The organism is Sedimentimonas flavescens, assembly GCF_019264375.1.
Lineage (GTDB): Bacteria > Pseudomonadota > Alphaproteobacteria > Rhodobacterales > Rhodobacteraceae > Rhodobacter > Rhodobacter flavescens.
In genome coordinates this window covers 71,405-90,877 of sequence record NZ_JAHVAI010000012.1, presented here as the reverse complement: position 1 = coordinate 90,877, position 19,473 = coordinate 71,405, and the positions used below count along the sequence as shown (strand labels likewise).

Below are 19,473 nucleotides of genomic sequence, written 5' to 3'. Positions count from 1 at the left end.
TCTCGGCGCCAAAGGAGAACTCCATGCTGTCCACCATTCTACAGGTCGCCCTCGGCGGCGCCATCGGGGCTTCGGGCCGCTACCTCTCGGGGGTGGCGATCCTGCGGCTGTTCGGCCCGCAGACCATCCCGCTGGGTGTGATCTTCGTGAATATCGTGGGCTCGTTTGCGATGGGTTGCCTTGTGGTTTTCCTCGGGCAGCGCATGTTGACGCATCTTAATCCGCTTCTCGCGACGGGCGTGCTAGGCGGCTTCACGACCTTCTCGTCCTTCTCGCTTGAGGTCTGGACGCTGATCGAGCGGGGCGATGTGGGCAACGCGGCCTTCTATGTAGCGATATCGGTTCTCGGCGCGCTGTCGGGGCTGATGTTCGGAGTTCATTTCATGCGGTGGGTGTTGGCATGAGCAGCGTACAAATGATCAAGGTGACCGAGAACGAGGGCGAGCAGCGCCTCGATCGCTGGTTGAAGAAACGCTTTCCGCAGCTCACGCAGGGCGCGGTGGAGAAGATGTGCCGGACCGGCCAGCTGCGCGTCGATGGCGGACGGGTCAAGGCAAACAGCCGCGTCGCGCCGGGGCAGGAGGTGCGCGTGCCGCCGCTGCCGCCCGCGACGGCCACCCCCAGGGGGGCTGCCGCCGAGCGTATCCGTGACGGCGGCGGGCCGCAGATCTCGTCCGCCGATGAAGAGATGATCCAGTCCTGCGTGCTGTGGCGTGACGAGCATATCATCGCGCTGAACAAGCCGCCGGGGCTGCCCTCGCAGGGTGGCTCGGGGCAGGGGGATCGGCATGTCGATGGGCTGCTCGATGCGCTGCGTTTTGGCTACAAGGACAAGCCGAAGATGGTGCACCGCCTCGACAAGGACACGTCGGGGGTGCTGCTGATCGCGCGCACAGACCGGATCGCGCGGGCTCTGTCAGAGTCGTTTCGGCACAAGACCACGCGCAAGATCTACTGGTCGGCGGTCGCCGGTGTGCCCAACCCCAAGATGGGAACGGTGCGCTTTGCTCTGATGAAGGCTCCGGGCCATGGTCGGGGCGGCGAGGGCGAGAAGATGATCTGTATCCATCCCGCCAAGATCGGCGATTACCCGGATGCCAAGCGCGCCACGACCGATTACGCGGTGCTCGATGCGCTTGGCTCGCGGGTCAGCTGGGTCGCGCTGGTGCCGATCACCGGGCGCACGCACCAGCTGCGCGCGCATATGGCCGAGCTTGGCCATCCGATCGTGGGGGACGGGAAATACGGCGGCTCGGGGCAGGAGAACCTAGGCGATGGCTGGGGTGCGCAACTGGGCGGTGAGATCAGCCGCAAGCTGCACCTGCACGCCCGGCAGATCAGCTTTGACCACCCGATCACCAAGAAGCGCGTCACCATCAGCGCGCCCTTGCCCGATCACATGAAGCGCACCTGGAAGACGCTGGGTTGGCACGAAAACGAGGTGCCCGCCGATCCGTTCGAGGATCTTCTATGAAGTTGATCGTCTTTGACGTGGACGGCACGATCTCGGACAGCCAGGCGCATATCTGTCACGCGATGGCGTTGGGGTTCGAGGCCGTGGGCCTGCCCGCGCCCTCGCGCGCAGCAACGCTGTCCATCGTCGGGCTGTCTCTGCCCGTGGCCATCGCGCGGCTGGCCCCCGATCAGGACACCGCCACCCAGGCCGCCATCGTCGAGGGCTACAAGGCCAGCTACTTCACCAGCCGTGCGGCCTCGCCCGCGCCGCTCTATCCGGGCGCGGCCGATCTGCTGCGCAAGCTCGCGCAGCGCGACGATCTGTTTCTGGGCGTGGCGACGGGCAAGTCGCGGCGCGGGCTCGATGCGCTTTTGCGCCATCACGGGCTTGAGGGGATTTTCGTGACGCGGCAGGTGGCGGATGACCACCCCTCCAAGCCGAGCCCCGAGATGTTGTTTGCCGCGCTGGCGGATACCGGCGTCAACGCACGCGATGCGGTGATGATCGGCGACACGACCTTTGACATCGAGATGGGGCGCGCGGCGGGCTGCGGCACGATTGCGGTAAGTTGGGGTTACCACCCCGTTTCCGATCTGCTGGCGGCGGGCGCGGATCGGCTTGTGGATACATTCGCGGCGCTTGAGGCCGCGCTGGGCGATTTCGTGGAGATGCATGTATGAGCGGATGGACGGCAAAGCGGTTCTGGAAGGCGGCAACGGTTACTGAGCAGCCCGGTGGCTTCGGCGTGTCGCTCGACGGGCGGGCTCTCAAGACCCCGGCGAAGGCGCTGCTTGAGGTGCCCACCCGCGCCATGGCCGAGGCGATTGCAGCCGAATGGGATGCGCAGGACGAGAAGATCGACCCGACGACGATGCCGGTGACGCGTTCGGCCAATGCCGCCATCGACAAGGTCCGTCATCAGCACGTCGAGGTAGCCGAGCTGATCGCGGCCTACGGTGGTACCGACCTGCTAAGTTACCGCGCCGAGCAGCCCGATGAGCTGGTTGCACGCCAGGCCGAGGCGTGGGACGCACTTCTGGACTGGGCCGAGGCCGAGCTGGGCGCCCGTCTTGTGGTCACCAAAGGGGTAATCCCCGTGGCGCAGCCCGCGCCCGCACTGTCCGCGCTGGCGGCGCGCGTCGCCGCGCTCGACGAATACGAGATGGCCTCGGTGCACGATCTGGTGGGAATCACCGGCTCGCTCGTCTTGGGGTTGGCGGTGGCCATGGGGCGGCTGGATGCGGCGACGGCCTGGGATCTCGCTCGAATCGACGAGACCTGGCAGATCGAGCAATGGGGCGAGGACGAAGAGGCTGCCGAGCAGGCCGCGTTGAAGCGCGAAGCTCTGCTGGAGGCCGAACGATTCTGGGCCCTGCGTCATCTCTAGCGTCTCGGCGCCGCGCAAAACTTATGTTGGCCGAATAAGCGTTTATCGGCAAATTGGACAGGTATTCGGTCCAAAACAGCAATCTCGCTTGACGTTCTTTGATCAAATGGCTCAAACTCGGCCCACTGGGGATCAACCTCAGAGTGTTCCTGCCCGAAAACGGGCGCAAGAACCGCCCCAAGAGGGCGGCAACTCAGGAAGAGGTAAATATGAAAAAATCCGTACTTCTCGGCACGCTGGCTGTGGCCGCGGTCTCTGCGGGTGTGGCTGCTGCCGGCACCCTGGATGACGTAAAGGCCCGTGGCGAGCTGAACTGCGGCGTGAACACCGGTCTTGTCGGCTTTGCCGCGCCGGATGCCAACGGCAACTGGTCGGGCTTCGACGTGGCCGTTTGCAAGGCCGTCGCCGCAGCCGTTCTGGGCGACCCGTCCAAGGTCAAATACGTGCCGACCACCGGCCAGACCCGCTTCACCGCGCTGGCTTCGGGTGAGGTCGACATGCTGTCGCGCAACTCCACCTGGACCTTCTCGCGCGATACCGACCTCAAGCTCGATTTCGTCGGCGTGAACTACTACGACGGTCAGGGCTTCATGGTCCGCAAGGATCTGGGTGTGACCTCGGCGAAAGAGCTCGACGGCGCTTCGGTCTGTATCCAGACCGGCACCACGACCGAACTGAACCTGGCCGACTTCTTCAAGGCCAACAACATGACCTACCAGCCGATCACCATCGACTCGAACGCCGAGGGTGAGCAGCAGTACCTGGCTGGCGCCTGCGATGCCTACACTACCGATATCTCGGGCCTCGCCGCCACCCGCGCCTCCTACGCGGATCCGGAAAACCACATCATCCTTCCGGAAGTCATCTCGAAAGAGCCGCTCGGGCCGGCAGTGCGTCACGGTGACAGCCAGTGGGGCGACGTCGTCCGCTGGACGCTCAACGCGCTCATCGCTGCCGAGGAATACGGCGTGACCTCGGCCAATGTTGATGAACTGGCCAAGGGCACCGAGAACCCGGAAATCAACCGTCTGCTCGGCGTCGAAGGCGAGCTGGGCAAGATGACCGGTCTCGACAACGACTGGGCCGTGCGTGCCATCAAGGCCAGCGGCAACTACGGCGAGATCTTCGCAGCAACCATCGGTGAGGCGACTCCGATCGCTCTGGCGCGCGGTCTGAACGCGCAATGGACCCAGGGCGGCCTGCTGTACGCTCCGCCGTTCCGCTAAGAAACAGGAAGGGCGCGCCGACAGGTCGGCGCGCCCTCTCATCAAATAATATCCTGCGCGCGGAGGCATGACCTCGCAACATGGGCCTAAGCCCAGGACGCGTGTCTGGAACAGGGGAAACACGAATGACAAGCGCATCGGATGCGCCGGAACAAGGTTTCCGGCTCAGTCAGCTTATCTACGATACCCGCTATCGCTCTCTGACCATTCAGGTCGTGACCTTCATTTTGGTGATGGCAGGGGTCGCCTGGCTTGTGGACAACACGATCCAGAACCTCAATCAACTAGGGAAAGATTTCAACTTTGGCTTCCTGAGTAACCGTGCAGGTTACGATATCGGCCAGCAGTTGATCCCCTATACCAACGACAATACGCATGCCCGCGCGATGCTGGTCGGGCTGCTGAACACCCTTTGGGTGTCGGTCCTGGGCTGTGCGGCGGCGACCGTTCTGGGGATCATCATTGGCGTTCTGCGCCTGTCGCACAACTGGCTGGTGGCGCGGCTGATGACCTCCTACGTCGAGATGTTCCGCAACATCCCGGTCCTGCTGTGGATCCTCGTCTGCATCGCACTGCTGTCTGAAGTCACGCCCTCTCCGAACGCCTACAAGATCAACCCGGAGACCGGAGAGTCCGCAGTTTCCATGCTGCTCTTCGACTCTGTGGCGGTGACGAACCGCTACACCGCGATACCGGCGATCGAGTTTACCAACTCGCTTGGGACGATCGACACCGCCTTTGCACCGATTTCGCTGAACTTCCTTCTGATCGCGGTCGTCTTGATCGTTTCGATCTGGGGGAATCGCCGGCTTAAGGCCCATGCGCACAAGGTGCAGAATGAAACCGGCGTGCGCCCGGTAACCTGGTGGAAAAGCCTTCTGATCCTGTTCGGCCCGCTTCTTGTGGTGCTGGTGGCCTTGGGCTTCCATCTGGTTTCGCCGACGCTCAAGGGCTTCAACTTTACTGGCGGCAACAACGTGTCGAACGCCTTTGTGGCGCTTTGGCTGGGGCTGACGCTCTACACGGCGGCCTTCATCGCCGAGATCGTCCGCGCGGGCATCCTGGCTATCTCGAAGGGTCAGAGCGAGGCCGCCTATGCGTTGGGCCTGCGCCCGAACCGTACGATGAAGCTGGTGATCCTGCCGCAGGCGCTGCGGGTGATCATCCCGCCGCTGATCTCGCAATATCTGAACCTGACCAAGAACTCGTCGCTGGCGATCGCCGTGGGTTACATGGACCTGCGCGGCACCCTGGGGGGGGTCACGCTCAACCAGACGGGGCGAGAGCTCGAGGCTATCTTGTTGATGATGCTTATCTACCTCGCGATCTCTCTGACAATCTCGGGGCTGATGAACGTCTACAACAAATCCGTCAAACTGAAGGAGCGGTAAGATGAGCACTTCGCAAACCGCCGCCTTCGTGCGCAAGGACATGCTGCCGCCGCAAGATCCGCCGACCTCACAGGCCGGTCTGGTGAAATGGCTGCGCGAAAACCTGTTCGCAAGCTGGTTCAATGCCATCCTGACCCTGTCCAGCGTGTTCGTGATCTACCTGCTGGTGACGCATTTCTACCCGTGGTTCCGCCACTCGGTCTGGAATGCCAACTCGCTCGCCGAGTGCCGCACGATCATCGCGGCGAATTGGGGCGAGGGCGCCAGCGGCGCCTGCTGGGCCATGCTGCGTGAGCGCTGGCACCAGTTCATCTTCGGGTTCTATCCGCCCGAGCTTTACTGGCGCCCGATTGCGGTCTTCCTGGGCCTGCTGCTTGCAGTCGCCCCGGTGCTGTTCACCCAACTGCCCCGGCAGATGCTGCTGTTCAGCCTGGCTTATCCGCTCTTGGCAATCTGGTTGCTCTGGGGCGGTTCGGCCTGGCCGGTCATCATGATCGCCGCGGGTTTCGGGATCGGCTTCCTTGCCCTGCGCTTTCTGGATGAAGTCAGCTCGATCCTGGCAATCGTGGCCGCGATTGTCGCGCCGATCCTGTTCTGGCTGTTCGCCGTGGGGCCGCTGGATGATGTTCTGAGCAAGGCGATCCCCCTGGCGATCGAGCCTGTGGCCTCGGACCGCTTCGGTGGTTTCCTGCTGGCGATCACCATTGGGGCCGGGGGCATCGCGCTGTCGCTGCCGCTCGGGATCATCCTCGCGCTTGGCCGTCAGTCGAACATGTTCCTGATCAAGAGCTGCTCGGTGATGTTCATCGAGTTCATCCGCGGCGTGCCGCTGATCACGCTCCTGTTCGTGGCCTCACTGCTCTTGAACTACTTCCTGCCGCCGGGGACGAACTTCGACATCATCTTGCGTGTCATGATCCTGGTGACGATGTTCGCCGCAGCCTATATCGCCGAGGTGATCCGCGGCGGTCTCGCGGCGCTTCCGCGCGGGCAGTATGAGGCGGCTGACGCCCTGGGTCTGGATTACTGGAAAGCGCAGCGGCTGATCATTCTGCCGCAGGCGCTCAAGATCTCGATCCCGGGGATCGTGTCGACCTTCATCGGCATGTTCAAGGACACAACGCTTGTGACCTTCGTGGGCCTGTTCGATCCGCTCAAGGGCATCCCCGACTTCATCCGCGCCGACTTCAACTGGAAAGGTATCTACTGGGAACCTTTCGTCTTCGTCGGCGCCATTTTCTTCATCCTGAACTTCAGCATGTCGCGGTACGCAATGTATCTTGAGCGCAAGCTGAAGCGTGACCACCGTTAAGGAGCGACCCATGACGGAGCCGCATTTCGAACGTGACATCGACCGCAGCCACATGCAGGTCAGCGACGAGGTCGCCATCCAGATCGAGAACATGAACAAGTGGTACGGCCAGTTCCATGTTCTGCGCGACATCAACCTGACCGTGAACCAGGGCGAGCGGATCGTTATCGCCGGACCTTCGGGTTCGGGCAAATCGACGATGATCCGCTGCATCAACCGTCTGGAAGAGCACCAGTCGGGCAGGATCATCGTGGATGGAACCGAGCTGACCTCGGACCTCAAGAACATCGACAAGGTGCGCTCGGAAGTGGGGATGGTGTTCCAGCACTTCAACCTCTTCCCGCATCTGACCATCCTCGAGAACTGCACGCTGGCCCCGATCTGGGTGCGCAAGATCCCGAAGAAGGAAGCCGAGGAAACGGCGATGTATTTCCTTGAGAAGGTGAAGATCCCGGATCAGGCGCTAAAATATCCGGGGCAGCTTTCGGGCGGTCAGCAGCAGCGTGTGGCCATTGCACGCTCGCTGTGCATGAAGCCGCGGATCATGCTGTTCGACGAGCCGACCTCGGCGCTTGATCCCGAGATGATCAAGGAGGTGCTCGACACCATGATCGAGCTGGCCGAAGAGGGGATGACGATGCTCTGCGTGACCCACGAGATGGGCTTTGCCCAGGCCGTGGCGAACCGCGTGATCTTCATGGACCAGGGGCAGATCGTCGAGCAGAACAACCCGCACGACTTCTTCAACAACCCGCAGTCCGAACGTACCAAGCTGTTCCTGAGCCAGATCCTGGGACACTGAGGCCAAGGCCGGGGGCGCCGCCCCCGGACCCCCGAGGTATTTGTACCAAGAAGAAGGGGCCCCGCAGGGCCCCTTTTGTCATGCGCCGAAGCCGTAGGTTTCGGTCACATAGTCGATATCCTTGTCGCCCCGTCCTGAAAGGTTGATCAGGATCGATTTGCCAGGATGGGCCTTGGCCTCGCGGATCGCGAAGGCCACCGCATGGGCGCTTTCGAGTGCCGGGATGATGCCTTCATGGCGCGAGAGCTTGTAGAAGGCGTCGAGCGCCTCCTTGTCGCTGGCGGCCGTGTAGGTGACGCGGCCGGTGCGGTGCAGATGCGCGTGCTCGGGGCCGACGCCGGGATAGTCGAGGCCCGAGGCCACGGTGTGGACCGGGGCCGGGTTGCCCTCGGCGTCCTTCAGCACAATGGTGCGGAAACCGTGGATGTCGCCATCCTCGCCATAGGTGATGGTGGCGGCGTGATCGCCCAGTTTCGAGGAGGTGCCGAGCGGCTCCACCCCGTAAAGCGCCACGTCTTTGTCCTCGATGAAGCCCGAGAAGAGGCCCATCGCGTTCGACCCGCCGCCGACGCAGGCAGCCACGATGTCAGGCAGCTCGCCGGTCATTTCCAGGAACTGCTCGCGCGCCTCGACGCCGATCACGTGCTGGAAGTCGCGCACCATGCGCGGGAACGGGTGCGGCCCGACGACCGAGCCGATCGCGAAGAGCGCCGTGTCGGCCTGCGACACGTAGCTTTGGAAGCAGCTGTCCACAGCCTCCTTGAGCGAGCGCCCGCCGAAGCCCACCGGCACCACGGTCGCACCCAGAAGCTTCATCCGGGTGACGTTCGGCGCCTCCTTGGCGATGTCGATCTCGCCCATGTGGATCTCGCACTCGAGCCCGAAATAGGCGGCCGCCGTGGCCAGCGCCACGCCGTGCTGACCCGCGCCGGTCTCGGCCATCAGCTTCTTCTTGCCCATGTATTTGGCCAGAAGCCCCTCGGCCATGCAGTGGTTGAGCTTATGCGCGCCGGTGTGGTTCAGATCCTCGCGCTTGGCGTAGATCTGGGCACCGCTGCACAGATCGGAGAGGTTCTTGAGATGGCTGACCGGGGTCGGGCGGCCCTGGAAATGCTTGCGGATATAGCGCAGCTCGGCGATGAAATCGGCCGATTTCGACAGGCGCAGATAGGCGTCCGTGATTTCCTTGAAATGCGGGACGAGCGGCGGCGGCAGATCCGCGCCGCCATATTCACCGAAGAAACCTTCGGCGTTGGGTGTCGATTTCAGATACCCCATGAAAAATCCTCACTTCTGATAGTCATCGCGTTGGGCGGAAGAATTCCAGCATCGAGCCGAAGCCGGGTTTGACCTGTGACCAGTCTTCGATCTGGAAGTCGACGATCAGCGTGGCGCAGGTCGGGTATTTGCGGAACTCGGGGTCGAAGACCGGGCGAGAGGGCAGCCGCGCGGCGAACTCGGCGATGCCGGGGTTGTGCCCGATCATCATCACACAGGGCTGCGTGGCGGTCTTCAGCACCTCAAGCATGGTGTCGGCCGAGGCGTGGTAGAGCGCGTCGAGGTAATGCACCTCGGGGCGCGTTTCGATCACGGCGGCGGCCACGCGATCCCAGGTTTCGCGGGTGCGTTTGGCTGTGGAGCACAGAACCTCTTCGGGTTCGAGCCCGCGCGAGGCCAGAAAGTCGCCCAGCTCCCGCGCGGCGGCATTGCCCCGGGCGTTCAGGGGGCGGTCGTGATCCTCCATCAGCGGGTCGTCCCAGCTGGATTTCGCGTGACGCGTCAGGATCAGGCGGCGGTGGCCGAGCGGTGTCATTTGTGGAAGTGCCTCATATGCCAAGCGGACTGCTCGTCGAGCCTGCCATAGCTTCGCCCTGCGGGGCAAGCGCGCCGAACGACACAGCCCCGAGAAAGACAGTCTATGCCTTCGGGTTTATTGAGGAAATCGTGGCAGGCGGGCACATCATAGGGTGCGCCCTCACGCAGTGCGCCGACCGGGCAGGCCGTAAGGCAGGGGGCAGGGCAGCCCGCGCAGGGGCTTGGGGCGGCGGGCAGGGGGGCACAGGGCAAGGCGTCAAACAGGATGGCGCCACGCAGGCTGGCCCAAAGCCCCATCTGCGGATGTACCAGCAATTGCACCGGCGAGCGGTGGAACCGCCCCGAGCGCAGTGCCCAGTCGAAGAACGGCGGGTAGGGTGGCCCGTCGGACGGAAAGACCGCTGCGTCGCCATGGCGTTGCGCAAGCGCGCCGATAACACGCGCCGACCAGCGATCGATCGGATCGGGGGTGCCGTCGCGAAACTCGGGGCTCGCCGTCAGATGTGCCCAGAAGCCGGGCTCTGCGGGGGCGATGAGGGCGATGTGCCTGCCCGCATCCTCAAGGGTGCCGGCGACGAAGAGCCGCTCGGCATCCAGGTCCTTGAGGAAATCGGTGCTTATCCGCGACGTGGCTTCACCTTTGGCATGGTGGAGCGGATCATCGAGCCCGCGCCATGTTCAGTGAACAGCTCCAGCAGGCAGGCATTCGCCACGCGGCCATCCAGAATGACCACGGCGCGCACGCCCTCCTTGACCGCCTTCAGCGCGGTCTCGACTTTGGGGATCATGCCGCCCGAGATCGTGCCGTCGGCGATCAAGCCCTGCACCTCGTCGGGGGTCATGTTGGTGATGACCTCGCCAGCCTTGTCCTTGACGCCGGCGACATCGGTCAACAGCAGCAGGCGGTCGGCCTGCAGCGCGCCCGCGATGGCGCCCGCAGCGGTGTCGCCGTTGACGTTGAAGGTCTCGTTGTCGTTCACGCCGGTCGCGACCGGGGCGATCACCGGGATCATGCCCGCGCTGTAAAGGTCGCGGATCACCTGCACGTTCATCTCGACCGGGCGGCCCACGAAACCCAGTTCCGGGTCGTCGGCCTCGCAGACCATCAGGTCATCGTCCTTGCCCGAGATACCGACCGCACGTCCGCCCTGATCGTTGATCGCCTGCACGATGCGCTTGTTCACAAGACCCGACAGGATCATCTCGACCACCTCGACGGTGGCCTTGTCGGTCACGCGCTTGCCGCGCACCCAGTCCGATTTGATGCCGAGCTTGGCCAGCATCTCGTTGATCATCGGGCCGCCGCCATGCACGACGACCGGGTTCATGCCGACCTGCTTCATCAGCACGATGTCGCGGGCAAACTCGGCCATGGCGTCATCGTCGCCCATCGCGTTGCCGCCGAATTTCACGACGACAACGGCCCCCGTGTAGCGTTGCAGGTAGGGAAGCGCCTCGGAGAGCGTCCGGGCGGTGGCGATCCAGTCACGGTCCATGGTCTGCTTTCTCATGTCTTGCCCCCGGGAAAAGTCGGCGCTCAGTGTTACGGCCAAACTTGCCCCATGCCAAGGGCATTGCCATTGCCGCGCAGGGGATTAGGTTCACGGACAAGCGCGAAGGACAGGGGGCCGGAATGGACGACCGCAAGGTGATGCTGCTGACGGGGGCGAGCCGGGGGATCGGCCATGCCACGGTGAAACGATTCGCCCGCGAGGGGTGGCGCATCATCACCTGCTCGCGCCAGCCCTTCCCCGAGCAATGCCCCTGGGGCGGCGGGCGCGAGGATCATATCGTGATCGACCTCGCCGACCCCAAGAAGACGATCGAGTCGATTTCCGAGATCCGTGCGCGGCTGGATGGCAAGCTGCACGCGCTGGTCAACAACGCGGGGATCTCGCCGAAGGGGCCGGGGGGCAGCCGCCTCAACACGCTCGACACCGACCTCAGCGCCTGGGGGCAGGTGTTCCATGTCAACTTCTTCGCCTCGATCGTGCTGGCGCGCGGGCTGAAGGAGGAATTGTCGGCGGCCAAGGGTGCGGTGGTCAACGTCACCTCGATCGCGGGCAGCCGGGTGCATCCTTTCGCGGGCGCGGCCTATGCCACCTCGAAAGCCGCGCTGAAGGCGCTGACGCGCGAGATGGCGCATGACTTCGGGCCGCTTGGCGTGCGCGTCAACGCCATCGCGCCGGGTGAGATCGAGACCTCGATCCTCTCCCCCGGCACCGAGAAGATCGTCGAGAACCTGCCGCTGCGGCGCCTTGGCCAGCCGCGCGAGGTGGCCGATGTGATCTGGTTCCTGTGCTCGGATGCCTCAAGCTATGTCACCGGGACCGAGATTGAGGTGAACGCGGGCCAGCACGTCTAGGCCAGACGCGCCACCAGATCGGGCAGGGCGCCCAGATCGGGCAGTTCGGCGAAATGCGGATCGGCGGTTGGCGGATCGGCGTGTTCCAACGCCCAGGTCAGGTCATGGGGGACATGCACGCCATAGCCCCCGGCCTCGATCATCGGGATCACGTCGGATTTCAGCGAATTGCCCACCATCATACCCTCGGACGGGCCGGTGCCATGGCGGGCGAAGACAGAGCGGTAGATCTCGGGCTTCTTGTCCGAGACGATCTCGACCGCGTTGAACAACTCCCCTAGCCCCGATTGCGCCAGCTTACGCTCTTGGTCCAGCAGATCGCCCTTGGTGACCAGCACGATTCGGTAATGCCCCGCTAAGGCCTCGATCGCCTCGCGGGCATGGGGCAGCAATTCGATCGGATGCGCCAGCATCTCGCGCCCGGCGGCCATGATTTCACTGATGACCGAGGCGGGTACGCGCCCCTCGCTGACCTCGATGGCAGTCTCGATCATCGACAGAGTGAAGCCCTTCACGCCAAAGCCGTAATGGCCGATGTTGCGCCGCTCCGCCGCCAGCAGCCGTTCGGCCAGATGCTCGCGCGGGGCATGATCGGCCAGCAGGTCGTGAAACCGCTCCTGCGTGAGGTGAAAGAACCGCTCGTTGTGCCAGAGCGTGTCATCGGCATCGAAGCCAATCGTCGTCAGGGTCATGGGCGCCTCCCGGGCCGCGAGAGTGGCCCGACGCGAGGGCAAAAGGCAATTCCCTTTCCGCAAAAGGCTTTTCATATGGGCAGATGCGCCTATATTCGCCGGACAGAAAGATCCGATTCCTGCGAGAGAGCGACTTGCGCGAGCCCATTCACATGATGGCCGACCGAAAGGACGACGCCGAAGGCGAAGCCGGCGTCGCGCTCAAGACGCGTCCCAAGACGCAGCGCCCGCCCATGTACAAGGTTCTGCTGCTGAACGACGATTACACGCCGATGGAATTCGTCGTGCATATCCTCGAGCGGTTCTTCGGCATGTCCCATGCGCAGGCCTTCGAGATCATGCTGACCGTGCACAAGAAGGGGCTTGCCGTCGTCGGCGTCTTCTCGTTCGAAGTGGCCGAGACCAAGGTGGCCCAGGTGATGGATTTCGCCCGCCGCCACCAGCACCCGCTGCAATGCACGATGGAAAAGGAATGACGCATCGCGCCTGCGCGCCGATGCCAGCCCCCATTGCCAGACCCGAAGGTCCCCATGAGCCATCCCCGAGTTTCCCTCGCGCTTGCCGCGCCTGATGCCCTGCCCGCCGAGGGCCGTATCGCCGTCTGGCGCGCCACCCGCGACACCGATCTGTCCGACCTGCCGCGCGAACGTGTGCAGGTCATTCAGGGCTTCGCGCCCGATTTCGATGCGTTGAGGGCGCGTGGCTTCGATGTCGTGGCCGAACCTGGCGCCGAGTACACGGGCGCTATCGTGTTCCTGCCCCGCGCCAAGGCCGAGGCCCGTGCGATCCTGTTCGAGGCCAATGCGCGTATTGCCGCCGGAGGCCCGGTCTGGGTCGATGGCGCCAAGCATGATGGCGTGGATTCGGTGCTGAAGGATCTACGCTCCTGGGCCGTGGTGACCCCGCCGCTGGCCAAGGCGCATGGCAAGATCTTTGCCTTCGCCGCGGGCGCGGCCGCCCCGGCCGAGTGGCAGGCCCGCCCGGGCACGCCCGCGCCGGGCTTTGTCACCGCACCCGGCGTCTTTTCCGCCGATGGCATCGACCGCGGCTCTGCGCTGCTGGCCGAGGCGCTCCCGGCCAAGCTGCCCGCCCGGATGGCCGATCTGGGCGCGGGGTGGGGCTGGCTTGCCGCGCAGGTTCTCGCCCGCGAGGGCGTCGAAAGCATCGACCTGATCGAGGCCGAACATGCCGCGCTTGACTGCGCGCGGCGCAATGTGACCGATCCGCGCGCGCGTTTCATCTGGGCCGATGCCACCACTTACGCGCCCGAGGCGCGCTATTCGGGCATCGTGATGAACCCGCCCTTCCACACGTCGCGCGCGGCCGACCCGGCCTTGGGTGCGGCCTTCATCCGTGCGGCGGCCTCGATGCTGTCGCTCTCGGGGACGCTTTGGATGGTCGCGAATCGCCACCTGCCCTATGAGGAGGCCCTGCGTGCCAGCTTCCACGAGATCGAGGAGTTGGCCGGGGATGGCGGCTTCAAGATCATCCGCGCGGCCAAGCCCATCGTCGGCGGATCCAAGCCGGTCGCCGCGTCACGCACGCGCATGGCTCGTCCGCGCCGTTAAAATCGGGTAAAAGCCCGCAAACCAATCTCAGGGGACAGCCCATGTCGCTTTCCATCACCGGCAAGACTGCGATCATCACCGGCGCCGCCCATGGCATCGGCCTGGCCATCGCGCGCCACTTTCTGGACCGTGGCGCCTATGTCATGTGCGCCGATATCGACGAGGCCAAGCTGATCGCGGAACTGGGCGAGAACGCCAAGACCGAAGGCCCTGCGCGCTATTTCGCGGGCGACCTGTGCGAGAAGCTGACGGTGAACAACCTGCTCTCGGCCACCATCGACGCGTTCGACAAGATCGACATTCTGGTGAACGCGGCGCGGGCGGTGACGCCCTGCGATCCGCTCGATCCCGCGCAGGATATCCTCGACGACATGATGCGCCAGAACATGCGCGGTGCGCTGCGCCTGTCGCAGATGACCGCGAAGCGGATGATGAGCCAGGCCGAGAAGGAGCGCCGGACCGAGGGCGAGGTGGGCTGCATCATCAACGTCTCGACCCAGGCATCGCTGCACGCGCAGCCCGAACTGCTGGCCTATTCGATTGCCTGCGCAGCGCAGGATCAGGCGACGCGCAGCCTTGCTGTCGCGCTGGCGCCGCACCGCATCCGGGTGAACGGGGTCTCGTTCGGCTCGGTCATGAGCGCTTCTTTGCTCGCAGGCATCAAGGAGAACCCCGAGTGGCGCGCCGCCATCACCGAGGGTACCCCCCTTGGCCGCATCGCCCCCGCCACGGAACTGGCCGAGGCGGTGCAGTTCCTCGCCTCGCCGGGCGCGTCGTTCATGACCGGCCAGATCATTCAGGTCGATGGCGGGCGCAGCGTGGTCGATCCGATCTCGGTGCCGATGTTCTAAGGCTTACTCGGGATAGGTCGTGCGGCAGGCGGCGATATTGGCCTCGACCTGCGGCATGAGCGCCGCAATCTTGGCCTTCAGCGCATCGCGCTTGCGGGCCTCTTGCGCAGGGTCGATCGACTTGATGCGACGCTTTGTCTCGGTGTCGCGCACAAGGCAGTAGCGCGGTCTCTCGACGGGTCCACCTGTGCCGGGCACCAGTTGCGTGCCGCAAATCTCACGCCGCCAGGTGGGGACCTCATATTCCTCCCAGGCGTAGCCGCGCGCAAGGTTCTCTTCGGTTTCCTTCAGCAGGTACTCAAGATTGCGTACTTCGCGCGTTGATCGGCTGATGCATTGTTCCTGCGGGGTGCCGCAGGCGCCCAGAAGCATCACTCCGCCAAGAACTGCCAGGGTCACGCGCGAAAACATAGCTACCTCCTGAAATCCACGGCCCATCCTGCGACGGCGCGGTGCAAAAGGCAATTCCGCCCGCGGGCTGCGCCTGTTAATGAACCCAAAAAGTGATCAGGAGGAGCCGCGTATGACCGACACCGATTTCACCGAGCGCAAGGCGCAGGCCAGCCAGTGGTTCTCGGATCTGCGCGACCGCATCGTCGCGGCTTTCGAGGATCTGGAGGATCGCGGTCCGGGTAGCGCCGCGCCGGGCCGCTTCGAGGTCACCCCCACCACCCGCACCGGCCCCGCAGGCGAGGATCACGGCGGCGGCAAGATGAGCGTGATGCGCGGCGGGCGCGTCTTCGAGAAGGTCGGGGTGAATATCTCGACCGTCTGGGGCGAGTTGGCCCCGCGCGCGCAAAAGGCGATGGCGGCACGCGGCGTCCCGGGGATGGAGCAGGACCCGCGCTTCTGGGCCTCGGGGATCAGCCTCGTCGCGCATATGCAAAACCCGCACACCCCCGCTGTGCACATGAACACCCGCATGTTCTGGACGCCCAATGCCTGGTGGTTCGGCGGCGGCGCAGACCTCAACCCCTGCATCGAATACCCCGAGGATACCGCGCATTTCCATGCGCAGATGCAGGGCGCCTGCGACGCGCATGACGCAGAGTATTACCCCCGCTTCAAGGCCTGGGCGGATGAGTATTTCTTTGTCCCGCACCGGGGCCGCGCGCGCGGCGTGGGCGGCATCTTCTACGACGATCTGAATACCGGCGACTGGGAGGCGGATTTCGCCTTCACCCGCTCGGTCGGTGCGGCCTTCCTGCCCGCCTTCATCCCGGTGACCGAACGCCGCCTTGGCACGCCCGCGTCGGAGGCTGATCGCGACACTCAGCTGATCCATCGCGGACTCTATGCCGAATACAACCTCGTCTATGATCGGGGCACCAAGTTCGGGCTTGAGACCGGGCACAATGCCGATGCGGTTCTGATGAGCTTGCCGCCGCTGGCCAAGTGGCCGTAAAACGCACGACAACGCAGTAAACGCTTGGCGGGGTTGCCCTCTGCGCAGGCGATTCGCCCTATACACCCGGCGGGGTTTGGACTAGAACGCGGCCTTCGTGTTTTCAGAAGGCCCCGACATGACCCAGTTTCCGCACCTTCCCGACGCCCTTTCTGCGGCGTTGTCCGAGAAGGGATACACCACTCTGACCCCGGTGCAGGAGGCGGTCTCGGACCCCGCGCTGGCAGGGGCAGACCTGCTGGTGTCCGCGCAGACCGGCTCGGGCAAGACGGTGGCCTTCGGTCTCGCGATGGCGTCAGAGCTTCTGGCCGACGGCGCCTTTGCGCCCTATGCCGATCTGCCGCATGCGCTGATCATCGCCCCCACCCGTGAACTGGCCCAACAGGTCAGCCGCGAGCTGTCGTGGCTTTATGCCAAGGCCGGCGCGGTGATCACCGGTGCCGTTGGCGGGATGGACGCCCGCAGTGAGCGCCGCGCGCTCGAACGCGGCTGCCACATCGTTGTCGGCACGCCGGGCCGGATCTGCGACCACATTCGCCGCGGCGCGCTCGATCTGTCTGACCTGCAGGTCGTGGTGATGGACGAGGCCGACGAGATGCTCGACCTCGGTTTCCGCGAAGATCTCGAATTCATCCTTGAATCGGCCCCGGAAGAGCGTCGCACGCTGATGTTCTCGGCGACCGTTTCCCCGCCGATCGCCAAGCTGGCGGCGACCTATCAGAAAGACGCGCAGCGCATTTCGACCATCGCCGCGCGCGAACAGCACGCCGATATCGACTACCGCGCGCTGATGGTGGACAAATCCGACCGCGAGAACGCCATCGTCAACGTGCTGCGCTTCTACGAGGCCGAGCGCGCCATCGTCTTCTGTTCGACCCGCGCGGCGGTGACGCACCTGACCGGGCGCCTTTTGAACCGTGGCCTTTCGGTCGTGGCACTCTCGGGTGAGCTGTCGCAGGACGAACGCTCGCGCGCGCTGCAGATGATGCGCGACGGCCGGGCACGGGTCTGTATCGCCACCGACGTGGCCGCGCGCGGCATCGACCTGCCGGGCTTGGAACTGGTGATCCACGCCGATCTGCCGGTCAACCGCGAGGGGCTTTTGCACCGCTCGGGCCGCACTGGGCGGGCTGGCTCGAAAGGCGTTTCGGCGCTGATCGTTCCCTTGAACGTGCGTGCCAAGGCCGAGCGCCTTCTGCGCGAGGCCCAGGTCACCGCAACCTGGGACAGCGCACCTGGCCCCGAGGAAATTCTGGCTAAAGATCAACAGCGTATCCTGCAAGATCCGGCATTGACCGCTGCGGCGACTGCAGAGGAATTCGACGGGATCGCGCAGCTTCTCGAAGCATTCGAGCCGCGCCAGCTTGCCGCTGCCGTACTGCGCAACTTCCGCGCCGCGCGTTCGGCGCCGGAGGATCTGACGCCGGTGACGGTCGATGGCCCGAAGCCGCGCGCCCGCGCCGAGTTCGACCGCGCTACCTGGCTGCGTCTTGGCATGGGCCATGACGAATGGGTCGATCCCAAGTGGCTTCTGCCGATGCTGTGCCGTGCGGGTGATCTGACCCGCCGCGACATCGGCGCGATCCGCGTGATGCAGGACCACACATTCGTGCAGATCCATGAAGACGCCGCCGCGCGCTTCATGACCGGCCTTGGCCCCGCGATGCGGCTTGAGGACAAGTGCAAGGTTGAGGTTCTCGCCGAAGCGCCCGAGGGGCTAGACCGTCCCGCGCCCAAGCCCGCGCGCTGGAGCAAGGGCGGCGATGATCGCGGCCCGAAAAAGCCCCATCGCAAGGGTCCGGCGCGTGACCGCGACGAGGACTTCGGTGCCCCCAAGGGCCGCAAGGCTGCCCCCTGGGCCCGCGAAGGCGGTCATGGCGCTGCACAGAAAACCGATAAACCCAAGGCGAAATACGGCAAGCCGGGCGAGAAACCTGCAGGCAAGCCGTTCGGTAAGCCCGGTGGCAAGCCCTTCGGTAAGCCGGGCGCCAAGACCGGCAAGCCTGGCCCGAAGAAGTTCAAGGGATAAGAAAAGGGGCCGCGAGGCCCCTTTTTTCATGGTTCATGGGGGCGATGTTCAGCCCTTGCGGATCGTCTCGATCATCAGCGCGACATTCTCGGGGTCGGCGTCGGGCGTGATGCCATGCCCGAGGTTGAAGATATGCGGCCCTTTCGAGAAGGCGCGCACCACCTCGCGCGTGGCGTCGATCAGCGGCCGGCCGCCGGTGACCATGTGGCGCGGGTCAAGGTTGCCCTGCACACAGCCGTCTTTTTGCACATTCGCCGCCGCCCATTCGGCCGAGACCGAGTTGTCGATGGCCACGCAATCCGCGCCGGTCTTTTTGGCAAAGCCGATATAGCCCTCGCCCGCCTCGCGCGGGAAGGCGATGATCGGCAGGCCGGGGAAGCGTGCTTTCAGTTCCGCGATGATGCGGCGGGCGGGCTCGACGGCGAAATCCTCGAAATCCTGGCCCTTGAGGCTGCCCGCCCAGCTGTCGAAGATCTTGATGACCTCGGCGCCGGCCTCGACCTGCTTCGAGAGATATTCGATGGTCGAAGTGGTCAGCAGGTCGATCAGCCCGGCGAAGGTCGCGCGGTCGGCGGCTTTGAGCGCATGGGCCGGGCCCTGATCCTTGGTGCCGCGTCCGGCGATCATATAGGTGGCCACCGTCCAAGGCGCGCCGGCAAAACCTATCAGCGTGGTTTCCTTGGGCAGTTCGCGCGACAGGATACGCACGGTCTCATAGATCGGGCCAAGCGTGTCGTGGATGTCGTCCTTGCCCTTCAGGGCTGCCAGTTCGGCGGGCGTGGTGACCGTGCTCATACGCGGGCCTTCGCCGGTCTCGAACCACAGATCGACGCCAAGCGCCTGCGGCAGCAGCAAGATGTCGGCGAACAGGATCGCCGCGTCGAAGCCGTAACGGCGGATCGGTTGCAGCGTGACCTCGGCGGCAAGCTCGGGGTTGTAGCACAGCGACAGGAAATCGCCTGCCTCGGCGCGAGTCGCGCGGTATTCCGGCAGATAGCGGCCCGCCTGCCGCATCATCCAGACCGGCGGGGTGGGCAGAACCTCGCCCCGCAGGGCACGAAGGATGGTCTTGTCGGTCATCGCTGTCTCCTCAATTGTCCCCCACAAGCCCGCCCTGCGGCGCGATGTCAAGCGTTCGGCGCTTGCGCGGGCCGATTGCCGCAGTTATCGCTTG

Annotated in this window: 20 protein-coding genes; 14 read left to right on the top strand and 6 right to left on the bottom strand. The window is 64.6% G+C overall.

Annotation, left to right across the window (positions count from 1 at the left end; translation table 11 throughout):
* Nucleotides 1-23 precede the first annotated feature (23 nt).
* From crcB to KTQ37_RS12465, 8 genes are all read left to right on the top strand, one after another.
* On the top strand, nt 24-404 hold the full coding sequence (crcB, locus tag KTQ37_RS12500) for a fluoride efflux transporter CrcB (RefSeq protein WP_218630856.1): 381 nt from the start codon (nt 24-26) through the stop codon (nt 402-404).
* Entirely contained in the window at nt 401-1,474 is a 1,074-nt protein-coding gene (locus KTQ37_RS12495) for an RluA family pseudouridine synthase (protein ID WP_218630855.1), read from the top strand. Before crcB ends, KTQ37_RS12495 begins: the two co-directional genes overlap by 4 nt.
* Complete coding sequence (locus tag KTQ37_RS12490) at nt 1,471-2,136, top strand: HAD-IA family hydrolase (RefSeq protein WP_218630854.1); 666 nt, start codon at nt 1,471-1,473, stop codon at nt 2,134-2,136. The genes KTQ37_RS12495 and KTQ37_RS12490 overlap by 4 nt, the downstream gene beginning before the upstream one ends.
* The gene (locus KTQ37_RS12485) at nt 2,133-2,843 is read left to right on the top strand and encodes an ATP12 family chaperone protein (RefSeq protein ID WP_218630853.1); all 711 of its coding nucleotides are present in this window, start codon (nt 2,133-2,135) and stop codon (nt 2,841-2,843) included. Before KTQ37_RS12490 ends, KTQ37_RS12485 begins: the two co-directional genes overlap by 4 nt.
* A gap of 209 nt (nt 2,844-3,052) precedes the next feature.
* Nucleotides 3,053-4,069 (top strand): amino acid ABC transporter substrate-binding protein, encoded by a 1,017-nt coding sequence (locus tag KTQ37_RS12480; protein ID WP_218630852.1) that lies wholly within the window; start codon nt 3,053-3,055, stop codon nt 4,067-4,069.
* 125 nt (nt 4,070-4,194) lie between these two features.
* Nucleotides 4,195-5,460, top strand: a complete 1,266-nt coding sequence (locus KTQ37_RS12475; RefSeq protein ID WP_218630851.1) for an amino acid ABC transporter permease — start codon at nt 4,195-4,197, stop codon at nt 5,458-5,460.
* A 1-nt stretch (nt 5,461) separates the two neighbouring features.
* Nucleotides 5,462-6,772, top strand: a complete 1,311-nt coding sequence (locus KTQ37_RS12470) for an amino acid ABC transporter permease (protein ID WP_218630850.1) — start codon at nt 5,462-5,464, stop codon at nt 6,770-6,772.
* A 10-nt stretch (nt 6,773-6,782) separates the two neighbouring features.
* Entirely contained in the window at nt 6,783-7,574 is a 792-nt protein-coding gene (locus KTQ37_RS12465) for an amino acid ABC transporter ATP-binding protein (protein WP_301654574.1), read from the top strand.
* A 78-nt stretch (nt 7,575-7,652) separates the two neighbouring features.
* On the opposite strand, the gene trpB is transcribed toward KTQ37_RS12465, so the two are convergent.
* From trpB to argB, 3 genes are all read right to left on the bottom strand, one after another.
* Nucleotides 7,653-8,852: a tryptophan synthase subunit beta gene (gene trpB / locus KTQ37_RS12460; RefSeq protein WP_218630849.1), complete on the bottom strand. Its 1,200-nt coding sequence runs from the start codon at nt 8,850-8,852 to the stop codon at nt 7,653-7,655.
* Nucleotides 8,853-8,874: 22 nt separating this feature from the next.
* Nucleotides 8,875-9,387 carry a SixA phosphatase family protein gene (locus KTQ37_RS12455; protein WP_218630848.1) on the bottom strand — a complete coding sequence of 171 codons (513 nt, stop codon included), beginning with the start codon at nt 9,385-9,387 and terminating at the stop codon, nt 8,875-8,877.
* A gap of 619 nt (nt 9,388-10,006) precedes the next feature.
* Nucleotides 10,007-10,885 (bottom strand): acetylglutamate kinase, encoded by an 879-nt coding sequence (gene argB / locus KTQ37_RS12450; protein ID WP_218630909.1) that lies wholly within the window; start codon nt 10,883-10,885, stop codon nt 10,007-10,009.
* Nucleotides 10,886-11,022: 137 nt separating this feature from the next.
* Between argB and KTQ37_RS12445 the strand changes: the two genes are divergently transcribed.
* Complete coding sequence (locus KTQ37_RS12445) at nt 11,023-11,754, top strand: SDR family NAD(P)-dependent oxidoreductase (protein ID WP_218630847.1); 732 nt, start codon at nt 11,023-11,025, stop codon at nt 11,752-11,754.
* Here KTQ37_RS12445 and KTQ37_RS12440 read toward each other — a convergent pair.
* Nucleotides 11,751-12,446, bottom strand: coding sequence for an HAD family hydrolase (locus tag KTQ37_RS12440; RefSeq protein ID WP_218630846.1), 696 nt, complete (start codon nt 12,444-12,446; stop codon nt 11,751-11,753). The two genes, KTQ37_RS12445 and KTQ37_RS12440, sit on opposite strands and share 4 nt — an antisense overlap.
* Nucleotides 12,447-12,598: 152 nt before the next feature.
* On the opposite strand from KTQ37_RS12440, the gene clpS reads away from it, so the two are divergent.
* The 3 genes from clpS to KTQ37_RS12425 are packed head-to-tail and all read left to right on the top strand — an operon-like array spanning nt 12,599 to nt 14,865.
* Nucleotides 12,599-12,922, top strand: coding sequence for an ATP-dependent Clp protease adapter ClpS (clpS, locus tag KTQ37_RS12435; protein ID WP_236021211.1), 324 nt, complete (start codon nt 12,599-12,601; stop codon nt 12,920-12,922).
* A gap of 54 nt (nt 12,923-12,976) precedes the next feature.
* Entirely contained in the window at nt 12,977-14,014 is a 1,038-nt protein-coding gene (locus tag KTQ37_RS12430) for a class I SAM-dependent methyltransferase (protein ID WP_218630844.1), read from the top strand.
* A 41-nt stretch (nt 14,015-14,055) separates the two neighbouring features.
* Complete coding sequence (locus tag KTQ37_RS12425; RefSeq protein WP_218630843.1) at nt 14,056-14,865, top strand: SDR family NAD(P)-dependent oxidoreductase; 810 nt, start codon at nt 14,056-14,058, stop codon at nt 14,863-14,865.
* A gap of 3 nt (nt 14,866-14,868) precedes the next feature.
* Here KTQ37_RS12425 and KTQ37_RS12420 read toward each other — a convergent pair whose 3' ends face one another.
* The gene (locus KTQ37_RS12420; RefSeq protein WP_218630842.1) at nt 14,869-15,276 is read right to left on the bottom strand and encodes a hypothetical protein; all 408 of its coding nucleotides are present in this window, start codon (nt 15,274-15,276) and stop codon (nt 14,869-14,871) included.
* A gap of 112 nt (nt 15,277-15,388) precedes the next feature.
* On the opposite strand from KTQ37_RS12420, the gene hemF reads away from it, so the two are divergent.
* Both hemF and KTQ37_RS12410 read left to right on the top strand, forming a co-directional pair.
* Entirely contained in the window at nt 15,389-16,270 is an 882-nt protein-coding gene (gene hemF / locus KTQ37_RS12415; RefSeq protein ID WP_218630841.1) for an oxygen-dependent coproporphyrinogen oxidase, read from the top strand.
* A 118-nt stretch (nt 16,271-16,388) separates the two neighbouring features.
* Nucleotides 16,389-18,299, top strand: a complete 1,911-nt coding sequence (locus tag KTQ37_RS12410; RefSeq protein ID WP_218630840.1) for a DEAD/DEAH box helicase — start codon at nt 16,389-16,391, stop codon at nt 18,297-18,299.
* A gap of 48 nt (nt 18,300-18,347) precedes the next feature.
* On the opposite strand, the gene hemE is transcribed toward KTQ37_RS12410, so the two are convergent.
* Nucleotides 18,348-19,379 carry a uroporphyrinogen decarboxylase gene (gene hemE, locus KTQ37_RS12405; RefSeq protein WP_218630839.1) on the bottom strand — a complete coding sequence of 344 codons (1,032 nt, stop codon included), beginning with the start codon at nt 19,377-19,379 and terminating at the stop codon, nt 18,348-18,350.
* Between the last annotated feature and the right edge of the window lie 94 nt (nt 19,380-19,473).